The 14,510-nt window shown below is 67.2% G+C and carries 14 protein-coding genes; 3 read left to right on the forward strand and 11 right to left on the reverse strand.

What is annotated here, in order from left to right; genetic code table 11:
• The first annotated feature begins 139 nt into the window (after positions 1-139).
• Positions 140-1,564: an amidase gene (locus ACFU4Z_RS14325; protein ID WP_379062834.1), complete on the forward strand. Its 1,425-nt coding sequence runs from the start codon at positions 140-142 to the stop codon at positions 1,562-1,564.
• 95 nt (positions 1,565-1,659) lie between these two features.
• On the opposite strand, the gene era is transcribed toward ACFU4Z_RS14325, so the two are convergent.
• The 6 genes from era to ACFU4Z_RS14355 form a co-directional block, all read right to left on the reverse strand.
• Positions 1,660-2,559, reverse strand: coding sequence for a GTPase Era (gene era / locus ACFU4Z_RS14330; protein ID WP_328410667.1), 900 nt, complete (start codon positions 2,557-2,559; stop codon positions 1,660-1,662).
• A complete protein-coding gene (locus ACFU4Z_RS14335; RefSeq protein ID WP_379062837.1) occupies positions 2,552-2,911 on the reverse strand; it encodes a cytidine deaminase in 360 nt (119 codons plus the stop codon). Before ACFU4Z_RS14335 ends, era begins: the two co-directional genes overlap by 8 nt.
• Entirely contained in the window at positions 2,904-4,271 is a 1,368-nt protein-coding gene (locus ACFU4Z_RS14340) for a hemolysin family protein (RefSeq protein WP_379062839.1), read from the reverse strand. The genes ACFU4Z_RS14335 and ACFU4Z_RS14340 overlap by 8 nt, the downstream gene beginning before the upstream one ends.
• Positions 4,268-4,822, reverse strand: coding sequence for an rRNA maturation RNase YbeY (gene ybeY, locus ACFU4Z_RS14345; protein WP_366528234.1), 555 nt, complete (start codon positions 4,820-4,822; stop codon positions 4,268-4,270). Before ybeY ends, ACFU4Z_RS14340 begins: the two co-directional genes overlap by 4 nt.
• Before the next feature lie 119 nt (positions 4,823-4,941).
• Positions 4,942-6,003, reverse strand: coding sequence for a PhoH family protein (locus ACFU4Z_RS14350; RefSeq protein WP_379063458.1), 1,062 nt, complete (start codon positions 6,001-6,003; stop codon positions 4,942-4,944).
• Positions 6,004-6,156: 153 nt separating this feature from the next.
• On the reverse strand, positions 6,157-7,062 hold the full coding sequence (locus tag ACFU4Z_RS14355) for a LysR family transcriptional regulator (protein ID WP_379062841.1): 906 nt from the start codon (positions 7,060-7,062) through the stop codon (positions 6,157-6,159).
• Positions 7,063-7,161: 99 nt separating this feature from the next.
• Between ACFU4Z_RS14355 and ACFU4Z_RS14360 the strand changes: the two genes are divergently transcribed.
• Entirely contained in the window at positions 7,162-8,400 is a 1,239-nt protein-coding gene (locus ACFU4Z_RS14360) for an MFS transporter (RefSeq protein WP_379062843.1), read from the forward strand.
• Here the strand turns inward: ACFU4Z_RS14360 and ACFU4Z_RS14365 are convergent.
• The 3 genes from ACFU4Z_RS14365 to hrcA form a co-directional block, all read right to left on the reverse strand.
• Positions 8,383-9,123, reverse strand: a complete 741-nt coding sequence (locus ACFU4Z_RS14365; protein ID WP_379062845.1) for a 16S rRNA (uracil(1498)-N(3))-methyltransferase — start codon at positions 9,121-9,123, stop codon at positions 8,383-8,385. The two genes, ACFU4Z_RS14360 and ACFU4Z_RS14365, sit on opposite strands and share 18 nt — an antisense overlap.
• 3 nt (positions 9,124-9,126) lie before the next feature.
• On the reverse strand, positions 9,127-10,275 hold the full coding sequence (dnaJ, locus tag ACFU4Z_RS14370) for a molecular chaperone DnaJ (RefSeq protein WP_379062847.1): 1,149 nt from the start codon (positions 10,273-10,275) through the stop codon (positions 9,127-9,129).
• A 105-nt stretch (positions 10,276-10,380) separates the two neighbouring features.
• On the reverse strand, positions 10,381-11,412 hold the full coding sequence (gene hrcA / locus ACFU4Z_RS14375) for a heat-inducible transcriptional repressor HrcA (protein ID WP_328410654.1): 1,032 nt from the start codon (positions 11,410-11,412) through the stop codon (positions 10,381-10,383).
• Between the two features lie 572 nt (positions 11,413-11,984).
• Between hrcA and ACFU4Z_RS14380 the strand changes: the two genes are divergently transcribed.
• The gene (locus ACFU4Z_RS14380; RefSeq protein ID WP_379062849.1) at positions 11,985-12,683 is read left to right on the forward strand and encodes a hypothetical protein; all 699 of its coding nucleotides are present in this window, start codon (positions 11,985-11,987) and stop codon (positions 12,681-12,683) included.
• A 58-nt stretch (positions 12,684-12,741) separates the two neighbouring features.
• Here ACFU4Z_RS14380 and ACFU4Z_RS14385 read toward each other — a convergent pair whose 3' ends face one another.
• A complete protein-coding gene (locus tag ACFU4Z_RS14385; protein WP_379062851.1) occupies positions 12,742-13,542 on the reverse strand; it encodes an alpha/beta fold hydrolase in 801 nt (266 codons plus the stop codon).
• Between the two features lie 536 nt (positions 13,543-14,078).
• The gene (locus ACFU4Z_RS14390; RefSeq protein WP_379062853.1) at positions 14,079-14,300 is read right to left on the reverse strand and encodes a hypothetical protein; all 222 of its coding nucleotides are present in this window, start codon (positions 14,298-14,300) and stop codon (positions 14,079-14,081) included.
• Positions 14,301-14,510 lie beyond the last annotated feature (210 nt).

Consider the following 14,510-nt stretch of genomic DNA (forward strand, 5'->3'; position numbering starts at 1 on the left):
CATACCGTATGTATGTCTATAGATTCGCGACGAACCCCTGGTCCCGCGCGCACGTAGACCCGACAGATCGCACCGATATGGACGGTTGACCAGATGCGCGCTACCGTGCATAGGCAGAGAATGAGGAGACGGAGCTCACATGTTCGTAGCAGACCCCACCCAATTGCCGACCGACGACCTCGGACTTGCCGACCTCGCGGCCGCGATCGCCAAGGGCGTCGTCAGCTCCGTCGCGGCAGTTGGTTCGGTCCTCGAACGCATCGAAGCAAGCCAGACGACGCTCAACGCCTTTCGTCACGTGCGCCGTGCGGAGGCACTCGCCGAAGCAGCCGAAGCGGATCGGCGACTGGCCGCGGGCGAGCGCCTGCCGCTGCTCGGTGTGCCGATCGCGGTGAAGGACGACACCGATATCGCCGGTATGCCGACAGCATTCGGCTGCGGTGGCGACTTCGCGCCGAAAACCGAAGACGCCGAATCGGTTCGGCGACTGCGCGCGGCCGGTGCGGTGATCGTCGGGAAGACCAACACCTGCGAACTCGGACAGTTGCCTTTCACCAGCGGCGCGGCCTTCGGCCACACCCGCAATCCGTGGCATGCCGCACACACGCCAGGCGGCTCCTCCGGTGGTTCGTCGGCCGCGGTCGCCGCCGGATTGGTGCCCGCCGCACTGGGTTCCGACGGCGCGGGCTCGATTCGAATCCCCGCCTCATGGACGAATCTCGTCGGCATCAAGCCACAGCGCGGCCGAATCTCCACCTGGCCGGAGGCCGAGGCGTTCCACGGCCTCACCGTGAACGGCCCGCTGGCCCGGACCGTCGGCGATGCCGCACTGCTGCTCGACCTCGCCGCGGGCCCGCATTCCGGCGACAAGCACACCCCCGCGCCATTGCGGGTCTCGGACGCGGTCGGCCGTGATCCCGGGCGGCTGCGGATCGCGCTGTCACTGCGAATTCCCTTCACCGCCACCAGGACTGCGCTGCACCCCGAGGTCGAGGCCGCCGTACAGGGCATCGCCACCGCGCTCCGCAGGCTCGGCCATACCGTCACCGTCGCCGACCTGAACTACGGCGTCATGATCGGCGCGTCGTTCCTGCCACGGTCGATGGCGGGTATCAAGGCGAGGCACGAGCAGATGCCCGGCGCCGTCGTCGACCCGCGCACCAGCGCCAACGTCCGCGTCGGTCAATTGCTCAGCGGCCCGGCCCTGTTCGCGGCCCGCCAGGCAGAACCATTGCTGCACAAACAAATCGGCAGCTTCTTCCGTGACTTCGACGTCGTCCTGTCCCCGACCACCGCCACCCCGCCACCCCGCGCCGAAGACATCGACGGCATCGGCGTCAACGCCACCAACAACCTCATCACCGCGGCCTGCCCCTACACCTGGCCCTGGAACGTCCTCGGTTGGCCGAGCGTGAACGTCCCGGCAGGCTTCACCGACACCGGCTTGCCCGTCGGCGCCCAGCTGATGGGCACCGCGAACTCGGAGCCATTGCTCGTTTCCATTGCCGCCCAACTGGAATCGGAACTCCGCTGGGACCGGCACCGGCCCGACCCCTGGTGGTGAACCAACGCGCGAAGGGGTTTACCGCCGGGGTCCTGCGCCACGACCGGTAGTGACCCCGCCGTGCGCCCCCGCCCGCCGGGTGTGGGCGCACACCGTCAGAAGCCGAGCTTGCCGAGCTGCTTCGGATCGCGCTGCCAGTCCTTGGCCACCTTCACGTGCAGGTGCAGGTAGATGCGGACGCCGAGGATGTGTTCGATCTGGTGGCGGGCATTGGTGCCCACCTCCTTCAGGCGCGCGCCGCCCTTGCCGATGACGATGGCCTTCTGGCTGGGGCGTTCGACGTACAGCAACGCGTGGACGTCGAGCATGTCCTCGTTCTCTTCGCGCGGGAGAACTTCTTCGATGACGACGGCAAGCGAGTGCGGCAGTTCATCGCGGACACCCTCGAGCGCCGCCTCACGGATGAGCTCGGCCATCAGGGTTTCTTCCGGCTCGTCGGTGAGCTCACCGTCGGGGTAGAAGGCCGGGCCCTCGGGCATTTTCGAGGCGATGACGTCGACAAGGACTTCGACCTGCTCACCCTTGACAGCCGAGACCGGCACCACGTCGGCGTCCGGGCCGAGTAGTTGCGAGAGCGCCATCAGCTGCTCGGCGACCTGGTCGCGGCTCACTTTGTCGATCTTGGTGACCACGCCGAGGACGGTGGTTTTCGGCGCCATCTGCTTGATCTGCGCGACGATCCACTTGTCGCCGGGGCCGATCTTCTCATCCGCCGGGATGCACAGAGCGATGACATCGACCTCGGAATAGGTGTCGCGCACCAAGTCGTTCAGTCGCTGGCCGAGCAGCGTGCGCGGACGGTGCAGTCCGGGGGTGTCGACCAGGATCAACTGGGCGTGCTCGCGATGCACGATGCCGCGAATGGTGTGCCTGGTGGTCTGCGGACGCGAGGAAGTGATCGCGATCTTCGAACCGACCAGCGCATTGGTCAGCGTCGACTTGCCGGTATTCGGTCGACCGACGAAACAGACGAAACCGGAACGGAATTCAGCCACCGTGCACCTCGGTGACCGCGGCGTCGTCGACGATGTCGAAGACAGCGCCGTCACGATCGGTGAAGACGATCCGCGCCTCGGCCGATACTTCCCGAACCGCCGAGACTCCGGCGTCGGAGAACCGGCCGCCGACAACCACCGCCGCCTCGAATCCCTGCGCGCCGCTGGAGATCGCGGCGGCCACCGCGGCCTGCAGCGCGGTCAGGCGCAGCGACTGCAGTGCGACCTCACCCGCCGCGTAAGTCCGGCCGTCGGTGTCGCGGATCGCCGCACCCGCACCACCGCCGGTGCGGCCCAGCGCGCCTCGCGCAAGAACCACGAGTTTGGTGTCCTCGGCATCCAATTCAGTCATCGCTGTCTCCATCCTGGTCCCGATCGGGCACGGTCTCCCGCTCCGATCCATTGGCTCTGCGTTTGCCGTTCGATTTCTCGGACTCGGCTTTGTCGCTGCGTGATCTCTCGAGTGCCCTGCGCACCACGACGGTGTTCACCCGCACCCGGCCGCGGGCATCCGGGCCACCTTCACCGCGCAGCATCAGGCCGTGCACCACGACCTTCGAACCGGGCAGCGGCACCCTGCCGAGCGCGTGCGCGAGCAGGCCGCCGACGGTGTCGACGTCCTCCTCCTCGATCTCCATGCCGTAGATCTCGGCGAGGTCGTCCACCGACAGCCGGGCCGACACCCGGTACCGGCCGTCGCCGAGATCTTCGATGGGCGGAGTCTCGTCGGTGTCGTATTCGTCGGCGATCTCACCGACGATCTCCTCCAGCACGTCCTCGATGGTGACCAAACCGGCGATGCCGCCGTATTCGTCGACCAGGAGCGCCATATGGTTGCGCCTGCGCTGCATCTCGTCCAGCAGGCTGTCGAGCGGCTTGGAGTCGGGCATGAAGACCGCCGTGCGCATCACCTCGCGCACGTGCACCTTCTTGCTCCGATCCGCGTACGGCACAAGGTCTTTCAGATAGACGACGCCCAGAATATCGTCGACATTCTCGCCGACCACCGGAATACGGGAGTGCCCACTGCGCACCGCGAGCGACATCGCTTGGGCCGCGGTCTTATCGGCCTCGATCCAGACCATCTCGGTGCGCGGCACCATGACCGCGCGAGCCGGGGTGTCGCCGAGTTCGAAGACCGACTGGATCATCCGGCGCTCGTCGTCGGCCACCACGCCGCGCTCGGAGGCCATCTCGACCACCTCACGCAGTTCGATCTCGGAGGCGAAGGGCCCGTTGCGAAATCCCTTACCCGGCGTAATCGCATTACCGATCAGAATCAGCAGCCTGCTCACCGGGCCGAGCAGCGCGCCGATGAACTGCAAGGGCACCGCGGCCGCCAAGGCGATGGAGTAGGCGTGCTGGCGGCCGAGGGTGCGCGGGCCGACCCCGATCACGACATAGTCGACGAGCACCATCACCGCGGCGGTGAACAGCAGCGCCCAATCGTCGTCCCAGAGCGGGATCAGCGCAGCCGCGAGCAGCACCGTCGCACTGATCTCGCACAGGATGCGCAGCAGCACAAGGAGATTCACGTACCGAGGCCGGTCGGACACGATCCGGCTCAGCCGGACGGCGCCGGCCCGTTCGATACGGACCATGTCGCCGAGGCGAGCGAGTGAGACGGTATTCAATGCCGCATCCACGGCGGCGAACACGCCGCCCACCGGGACCAGCAGGACTGCCAGCAAGATGAGGGTCAGCGAATTCACGCGGGGCCCAGCGCGTCACCCGGTGTAGTGAAACCCGCCTTCCCCAGCAACCTGGCGTCGCGGGCGGCGAGTTCGGCGCGGCGCTGCTCCTCGCGCAAGCTCTCGTACCACTCTTCGAGCAGCCGCGCCTGCAGCGCGAACATCTCTTTCTCCTCCTCCGGCTCGGCATGGTCGTAGCCGAGGAGGTGGAGCACGCCGTGCACCGTGAGCAGCGCTAGTTCGTGGTCGAGCGAATGGCCTGCCTTGCGGGCCTGGCCCGCCGCGAACTCGGGGCACAACACGATGTCGCCGAGCATCGAGGGGCCGGGTTCGGGGCTGTCGGGCCGCCCGCCCGGCTCCAACTCGTCCATCGGGAACGACATCACGTCGGTCGGGCCGGGTAGATCCATCCAGCGCATGTGCAGGTCCGCCATGGTGTCGAGATCGACGAGCACCATCGACAGCTCGGCCGCCGGATGCACGTCCATTTGGGCGATGGCAAAGCGCGCGACACTGACGAGGTCTTCTTCGGGCACATCCATACCCGATTCGTTGGCGATCTCGATACTCACCCGATAAGACTACGGCCCGGCGGTTATGCCGTCGGACCGGAGGCTACGTGGCGCTTCGAAATCACCCGGACACCAAGGCCGACGCCGCCTCGTCGAGGTGGCGTCGGCCTTGGCGCTGACTATCGCCGATCGTTGCGGCCCGCGGCGCGGCGCTGCGCCCGGTTGCCCGCATAGTGCGGAGCGACCTGTGGCCTGTTCTCTTCCTCGAACCGGCCGTAGGCGTCCACGATGTCCGCGACCAACCGGTGTCGCACCACGTCGCTGCTGGTGAGCGTGGAGAAGTGGATGTCGTCGATCTCGGTGAGGATTTCGCTGGCCATCCGCAGGCCGGACCGCGCGCCGCCCGGCAGGTCGACCTGGGTGACGTCACCGGTCACCACGATCTTCGAGCCGAAGCCGAGACGGGTGAGGAACATCTTCATCTGCTCGGCCGTGGTGTTCTGCGCCTCGTCCAGAATGATGAACGCGTCATTAAGGGTACGACCGCGCATGTACGCCAGCGGGGCGACCTCGATGACACCGGCCGCCATCAACTTCGGAATGGCCTCCGGATCCATCATGTCGTGCAGCGCGTCGTAGAGCGGGCGCAGGTACGGGTCGATCTTCTCGTTGAGCGTGCCGGGCAGGAAGCCGAGGCGCTCGCCCGCCTCCACCGCGGGACGGGTCAGGATGATCCGGGTGACCTGCTTGGTCTGCAATGCCTGCACGGCCTTGGCCATCGCCAGATACGTCTTGCCGGTGCCCGCGGGACCGATGCCGAACACGACGGTGTTGGCGTCGATCGCATCGACATAGCGCTTCTGGTTGAGCGTCTTGGGCCGAATGGTCTTGCCGCGCCGGGACAGGATGTCCAGGCTCAGCACCTCCGCGGGCGACTCCGAGGCGCCCTCGGTGAGCATCGAGAAGGTGTGCCGGACCGCCTCCGGTGTCACCACTCGATTACGCCCGGTCAGCGCGACGAGCTGTTCGATGACCCGTTCGGCGAGCGCGACATCGGCCGCCTTGCCGGTGAGGGTCACGGAGTTGCCGCGTACGTGGATGTCCGCATCCAGCAGCCGCTCGAGTTCACGCAGGTTCTGATCAGCCGAACCAAGGAACGGGAACACGGATTCTGGAGCGAGTTCGATGCTGGAACGCACGGTCCGTGCTGCGGGACCCGTACCGTTGTCACCGGCACCGATGCCTGCCGTGGGAGTGGATGGGTCGCCGATCTCGCCTTGTGTTCTCAAAAGTGGCTACAGCCTGCTTTCCGGTCTCGACTGCCTTGATGATGAAAGTTTAACGCGCCCCACTGACAACACACAGTGAATAAGTCGCTACCGCAGGGCACCCGATTACCGCCGCGGTAACTGGATTCCCCGTCTGCGCTCCGCCCAATCCTCGGCGAAATCACGGAACCGTCGCACCGCATCCGAGGACGGACCCGCCGCCGACCAGATCAGCCCGACATCCCGGGCCGAACCCGCGTCGGCCAGCGGCAGGGTGACCAGCCCTGGCAGCGGAGCTGGATCTTCGAGCGGAACCACCGCGACACCGAGGCCCGCCGCCACCAAACCCGCGACGGTGACGAGATCGCTCGATTCGAATGCGATGCGGGGACGGATATCGGCCGCGGCGCACATTTCGTCGAAGATCCGGCGCATACCGAAGCCGGGATGCATCGTGATGAATTCCGCGTCGGCGACGTCGGCGAGCCGGATCTGCCGCCGCCCGGCCAACCGATGGTCGGCAGGTACGGCCAGTACGAGCGGTTGATGCAGCAGGCTGCGCCAGCCGATGCCCGCCTCCGTCGGGCGCGGGGAGACGATGCCGAGATCGGCGTCCCCGTCGAGCACCTGCGCGGTCACCACTTCGGCGGCCGCCTGGCGCAGGGTGACCGTGACGCGGCCGGACCCGTGGCGGAAGCCACCGACGAGCTGCGGTACCAACCAGCCACCGAAAGAATGTAGAAAAGAAAGTCGCACAACACCCTTGGCCGGATTGGCCAGATCGGCGATGGCGTGCGCCGCGGCATCGAGTTCGGCTCGTGCGCGGCGCGCGTGCTCGTAATAGATCCGACCGAAATCGTTGAGCGCGATGCGTTTTCCGTTCCGGTCGAATAATTCCACGCCCAGCCTGCGTTCGAGTCGGCCGAGCATGCGCGAGAGCGTGGGTTGGGAGATGTGCAGTCGCTCGGCGGCAGCGCCTACCCGCTCCATTTCGGCGAGTGTCGTGAACCACTCCAGATCGTCACCCAGCACGGCCCGCCCTCTCTATATGCACCCAGTGCATTATCAGACCAATTATTATTCATTTCCGTTCATAAAGGTGGATGGCAATCCTGGAGGCCAGGAGGAGCCATGACCACGACCGCAATCCCCGGTGTCGCACCGTCGCACGAGCGCCGGATCACCACCGCACTCTTCGCCGCAGGGCTGACCACCTTCGCGTCGATGTACAGCGCTCAGGCGTTATTGCCGAGCCTGTCCAGCGCGTTCGGCGCCACGCCCGCCCGGGCGGCGCTCGCGGTGTCGCTCACCACCGGGTTCCTCGCACTGGCCATCGTGCCGGTGAGCGCACTCTCGTCCCGGATCGGCAGGACCAGGGTGATGATCGGCTCCGCCGTCATCTCGGCCGTCATCGGGCTACTGCTTCCCTTCAGTCCGTCGCTCGACGTGCTGCTGGCCGGGCGGGCGCTCCAGGGTGTCGCGCTGGCCGGAGTGCCGGCGGTCGCGATGGCCTATTTGGCCGAGGAGATCGGCGGCGAGGGGCTCGGCGCCGCCATGGGCATCTATGTCGCGGGGACCTCGATCGGCGGATTGGCGGGTCGGCTGATTCCGGCCGTCACCCTCGACCTGACGTCGTGGCGGTGGGCCGAAGCCGCCGTCTCGGTGGCGGCCGCGGCATGCACCGTCTGGTTCGTGCGCGGCCTGCCGCAATCCCGCGGTTTCCAGGCGCGCCCCGCCGGAATCCGCACCGTCCTGAGCGATCTCGGCACTCCCCTGCGCAACCCCGGCCTGCTTGCCCTCTTCGGCATCGCCTTCGTCCTGATGGGCGCGTTCGTCTCGGTCTACAACTTCCTCGGCTACCGCCTGACCGAGCCACCGTTCGAATTACCGGCCACCGTATCGGGATCGGTGTTCCTGCTGTATCTGGCCGGTACCGCAGCCTCCGCGGCCGCTGGACGATTGGCCGACCGCCTCGGCAGGCACCGGGTGCTCGCCGCCTCGGTGGCCACCATGGGCCTCGGGCTGGCACTGACCGTCCCCAACCACCTGACCGCGGTCATCGTCGGGGTATTACTCTGCACCGCGGGATTTTTCGGCGCGCACACCGTGGCGAGCGCCTGGGTCGGCAGCATGGCGACCGGGAACCGCGGTGCGGCGTCATCGCTCTACCTGTTCTCCTACTACCTGGGCAGTGCGATCATCGGCGGCGCGGTGGGGATCGCCTACGCCGACGCCGGTTGGATCGGCCTCGCCGCGTGCGTCGGCGCCCTCATCACCATCGCCGCGGTCCTGCTGTGCACCTTGGCGACCCGGTCACACCGGACGAACCGCCACCTCGACACCACACCGGGGCTACCAGCGGGGAGTTAGGGCGCCCAAGGCTCCGAGGGCTACGGCGGCGGCAGTCGAAGTGCGCAGGATGGTGGGGCCGAGCAGGGTCACCGCGGCTCCGGAGTCGGCGAACGCCGTGAGTTCGGAGTCGTCGAGGCCGCCTTCGGGACCGACGATCAGCATGATCTCGGCGGCCTCGGCGAAGGGCAGCTCGACGAAGCGGGCCGTGCCGGATTCGTGCAGTGCCACCACTATTGCGCCCGAGTCCACGGCCTTGCGGATCGCTTCTAGGAGGTCGCGGGTGCGATGGAGATTCGCGACCTCGGGGATGTAGGCGCGACGGGATTGGCGGGCGGCCGCACGGGCGGCGGCGCGCCACTTGTCGACAGCCTTACCCGCCTTGCCTTCCCAGTTGGCGATACAGCGAGATGCCTGCCACGGGATGATCGCGTCGACGCCTGCCTCGGTCATCAGCTCGACAGCCAGCTCCGAACGGTCCGACTTCGGCAGCGCCTGCACGACGGTCACCCGCGGTGTCGCCGGCTCGGCGAGCACACGGTGGTGAACCATCAGCTCGAGTCGATCTTTCTGCGCCGCGACGACTTCCGATTCGGCGAGCAGGCCGCGACCATCGGAGAGGGTGATGGGCTCGCCGACCCGGGTCCGGCGCACCGTCGCGGCGTGCCTTCCCTCCGGGCCGTCGAGGACCGCGATGGAGCCGGGCTCCGGGATGTCGTCGAGGTAGAAGACCGTGGCGGCCAACGACTATCGCCCGCTGAAGGACGCCCGCAACCGGGCGAACAGGCCGCTGTTGTGCTCGGACTGGGCCGACATCACCTCGGCGCGCTCCCGCTCGCGGGTGCCCTTGTACTTGCGCAGCAGGTCGGTCTGCTTGGCGTCGAGCTTGGTCGGCACCACGATGTCCAGGTGCGCGAGCAGGTCGCCGCGCGCACCGGAACGAAGGCGGGGCATCCCGTGGCCGCGCAGCACCGAGATCTCGCCCGGCTGAGTGCCTGCCGGGATGGTGAGCTCGGTAGGGCCGTCCAGGATGGTGTCGATGACCACGGTGGTCCCGAGCGCGGCGTCGACCATCGGGAGCCGGACGGTGCAGTGCAGGTCGTCGCCATCGCGAACGAAGACATCATGCGGCTGCTCGACAATCTCCACATACAGGTCACCCGCATGCCCACCGCCGGGGCCGACCTCACCCTGCGCGGCCAACCGCACCCGCATGCCGTTGGCGACACCGGCCGGAATCGGCGCGGCGATTTCGCGCCGCGCCCGCACGCGGCCGTCGCCGCCGCACTTGTGGCACGGGTCGGGGATCGTCTCGCCCGCACCGCGACAGGTCGGGCACGGACGCGACGTCAGCACCTGGCCGAGGAACGAGCGCTGGACCGACTGCACTTCACCCGCGCCGCCACAGGTTTCGCAGCGCACCGGCTTGGAATTGCCGTTGGTGCCCGAACCAGTGCACACATCGCACAGGATGGCGGTGTCGACCGTCAGGTGCTTGGTGACGCCGACCGCGCATTCGGCCAGGCTCAACCTGGTGCGCAGCAGTGAGTCGGCGCCGGGCTGCACGCGGCCGCGCGGCTTGCGGGTAGCGCCGGTGCCGCTCATTCCACCGAAGAACGCCTCGAACACGTCGCCGAGGCCACCGAAACCGGCGCCGGAGTAACCCGCGCCGCCACCGGACTCGAGCGGGTCACCGCCCATGTCGACGATGCGTCGCCGCTCGGGGTCCGACAGCACCTCGTAGGCCGCGGACACTTCCTTGAACTTGGCCTGCGCTACCTCGTCGGGGTTGACGTCGGGATGCAGTTCGCGCGCCAGCTTGCGGTAGGCGCGTTTGATTTCCTGGTCGGTCGCGTTCTTCGCAACACCGAGCAGTCCGTAGTAGTCCCGTGCCACTTGAGTTCTCTAGTCCTTGGTCGCAACAGCATTAGTCGGATGCACTCAACTTTATCCGGCCGAAAGTTCGAGGGTAGCAGCGACGTCGGCGGACGCCGCTCCTCTTCAGCGCTCGGCGAGCACCTCACCGATATACCGGGCAACGGCCGCGACCGAGGCGATCGTTCCTGGGTAGTCCATACGCGTCGGACCGAGCACACCCATGCCGCCGAGAACCGCGCCCGCCGCACCGTAGCCGGTCGACACTACCGAGGTCCCACGCATCTGCTCGACCTGGGTCTCCTCGCCGATGCGCACCGTCACGGTACCGGGGTGCTGCGCGGCGGCCAGCAGCTTGAGCACGATCACCTGCTCTTCGAGCGCCTCCAGCACCGCGCGCAACGAGCCGGGGAAGCCGAAGTCGGCGGCATTGCGGGTCAGGTTGGCGGTGCCGCCGAGAACCAGACGCTCCTCGGGATGTTCCACCAGCGTCTCGACCAGCACGGTCGACACGCGCACCAGCACATCGCGCAATCGCTGTGGAGCCCGCTCGGGCAGTTCGGCGACCGCCGCCGAGGCCACGGCCAGCCGTTTGCCGTCCATCGCCCCGCCGAGCATGCCGCGCAATGCGGCCAAGTCGTCGTCGCCGATGAGCGCGCCGAGTTCCACCAAGCGCTGGTCGACGCGACCGGTGTCGGTGATCACGACCAGCAACAGCCGAGCCGGGTTCAACGCGACGACCTCGATGTGGCGCACCGTGGAGGCGGACACCGTCGGATACTGCACCACCGCGACCTGCCTGGTCAGCTGGGCCAGCAGGCGCACACCACGGCGCAGCACGTCGTCGAGGTCGACTCCCGATTCCAGGAAGTCCATGATCGCCCTGCGCTCGGCTCCGGACAGCGGCTTCACCTCGGAGATCCGGTCGACGAACTGCCGGTAGCCCTTGTCGGTGGGAATGCGGCCCGAGCTGGTGTGCGGCTGCGTGATGTAGCCCTCAGCCTCCAGCACCGCCATATCGTTGCGGACGGTGGCGCTCGACACACCCAGGTTGTGCCGTTCCACCAGGGTCTTCGACCCGATCGGCTCCTTGGTCGCGACATAATCCGCGACGATCGCGCGCAGGACCTCGAAGCGCCGATCCTCGGTGCTCGACATCGACCCCACCTCCTCGCTTCGTCCACGGGTACGCCCCGCACTGGTGGCAGAGCCGGAATTCCGGTTCGCTATTTACCCAGTCTAATTGCCAGGCCGCCGATCGCTCGTTCACGGACCTGGGGATACCGGCCGCGCTCGGCCGATACACCGGCTCCCAGCGTTGCACGGCCGACGAATCGTCTTTCGACGGAAGCCATACGGCTGATACCGTGCCCGACATCGTTCGGATGCACGATGATCAGCAGGGGGATCCTGACTCGCGCCATGCACGTGGTCGAACGTCGACCGCACACCGACCGCCGACTTACGAGCGTTGCAGTGATCCCGTGCAGGCAGCGCGGGCGCTGTGATGGCAACCGGCGGCGCTATGACCGGGACCACTGTGCGGCTCATCGAAGCCATCCCGAGCCGGGGCTCGCACCAGCAGGGCTTGATCCGCGCCTCGACGTCGGCATCGCCGTCTCCAGTCCCCGGAACTCGACGAAGAACCACGCGCGGCCCATGGCCGGCATCGCGGGCAACGGCAGCACGATCGCTACTGACACAGCCGAATTCGAGACAGAGGTCCAGCTATGAGTAATCCCCTTGGTGAGCAACAGAATTGGCAAACCAGCAGGCCAGGTCCGCAGCCACACCAGCCGTACATGCAGCCACATCATCAGCACCAGGAGCAGCAGCAATACCCGCACAACCAGCTCACAGTGCGGCAACAACACCCCCCGGCCGGCCAGTATCGAGCCGGCGCGACGCCGACGTATCAGAGCACTCCCCTGCCCGCCGACTTCGTCATTCCGCACGGCGCGACCCCACAGTCGCCGATCCCGCAATATCAGCCGGAGCCCGGGCCGACGGGGATCGTGGTGGAAACCTCGTACTTCCCATGGACCTTCCCGTACGCGTACCTGCTCGCGCTCACGGGGCCGACGATTCTGGTGAACGGGCAGGTAGTGCCCGAAACACGGTGGGGCACTACGCATATCCCCGTCCGGCCCGGCCTGTATCACGTGCGGGTGTACTTACGTAAATCACGAAGGGCCACACTGTTGGGCGTCGCCCCGATGGGGAGCGATTTCGGTTTCGCAGACGCGATGATCCCGGTAACCGAAGGTCACCGCACCAGCACCCACTACCGCGGGCCCATTGTGCCGATCCTGAACGGCGCACTCGCGCCCCAGCAACCGAAATCGCCGGGTAGGACGTGGTTCCTCATCGTGTGGGCCATCGTCGCGGTGCCCATCCTGCTCGCCGTCGTCGCCATCCTCACGAATTGACGCCGAGTGGCACACCGCTGCGAGCACGCCCGCGGAGGTGTGCCACTCGTCCGCCGAATCAGTGCGCGGCGGTTTCGATAAAGGCCGCCACCTCGGCGGGGCGAGAGACCAAGGACGCGTGGGAAGCGTCGATTTCGCTGGTCTGCGCACCCATACGGCTGGCCATGAAGCGTTGGGACGCAGGCGGAATGATGCGATCGCCGCCGGAGACCAGAAACCAGCTCGGCGTCGACGCCCAGGACGGGGCACCCGACGGTTCGAGATTCGCGACAACGGCGATCGAACGCTGGTGGGCGAGCATGTCGGCAGCGGTCGCGTCACTGACGTCTTGAGCGAAGACCTCGTGGAAGCTGCCGGGCGCGACGTATCCGTCGATGTTCTTGCCCGCGACGCCCTTGGGGTCGTCGACGACCGCGACCTGCAGCACCGGCGGCAGCAATCGGCTGCCGGGGAAGCGGATCGGGTCCAGCTCGGCTTGGGCGATCTCCGACTGCACCGGAGCGAAGGCCGCGATGTAGACCAGCGATTCGACCTTCGGGTCGTGCACGTTGGTGATGACGAACCCGCCGTACGAATGCCCCACGAGCACAACAGGTCCCGAGATGGTATCCAGCGTCCGCTGCACGGCGGCGGCATCATTGGCGGGGCCGCGCAGCGGGTTTTCCGGCGTCACCACCCGGTAGCCGTCGGCGCGCAGCAGAGCCGCGACACCGTCCCAGCTCGTCGCGTCCGCGAACGCGCCGTGCACCAGCACGATCGTCGGCTGGTGCTCGGCGGTCGCTGGCGCGGCCGCGACGACGGGCGTCAGAGCGAGAGTCAGCGCGACCAGGCAGGCGCGCACGCTACGGGAAATGGCCATCAGTCCCTACCTATCCGTTCTTGATGAAGTCGAGCAGGTCGGCATTGAAGAAGGTCTTCTCGAAGTCTCCACACAATCCGTGCGGCGCATCAGGATAGGTCTGCGGCCGGCCGTTGAGTGGTAGCCGCGCCGATTTCGCGACGCCCGCCGCGGTCGGGGTAATTGGTCGTCGTCACCGAGTGCGACCGGCACCCGGGGATACTCCACCAGTCTGTGGTGCACGGGCCGGAGACGGGATTCGGGCCGCGTGGGCAGCGTTCTCGGCCAGAAATTTCAAGAGTGGATCATCAGCCAGCAGCCCGGTCGGGTGCGCGCCGAACTCGCTTGGGTTGACAACAGGCACCGATCGATCGCGATGATCGCGCGCCGATGGAGTGTGCGCGATCCATCGCATTTCGCTCGACGCTTCCGAACTGCCTACGACATGTCACCACGTGGGTGCCGGCGAGCAGCGCTGGAAAACGCCGTCTACCGACCGCTGCGCGCGGAACGGGACACCCGGCCTCGGCCGTGTCCCGTTCGCGGCGAGGGTGGAACTACAGCTCAGGGCTGGTGCTGACCCTGGCGAGCTTGCCGGCGAGAGCATCCAGACCGAGCATCGCAAGGAGGGACACACAGTCGTCGGCGTTCTCGGAATGGCTGGCGACTGTCCTGGCCGCGATCGCGCTCTGTCGCGCGGTTTCTGCCTTTTCCGCGGCCCGCGCTTCAGCGAAGTCGCTTTGTTCGTGAATAAGAGTGATGTGTCGTGCCGGGGGCATAAGACTCCTTGGGTTACCTCGGAGCCTACGCGGGTTGACCGAACCGTGATAGTGCAACCGTCGCGACACGCCCGCGACCGGCAACACGTGGGCAGCGCCGGGTGCTCGGTCCGGTTGATGGCGGCACGGCCTGAAAGGCGCGACGAGCTGATGGCCCCACATCATCCCCGATGACGCGGCGCACACGCCACAACAGCCATGCGGCGGTGA

This window comes from Nocardia sp. NPDC057440 (genome assembly GCF_042802915.1).
GTDB lineage: Bacteria > Actinomycetota > Actinomycetes > Mycobacteriales > Mycobacteriaceae > Nocardia.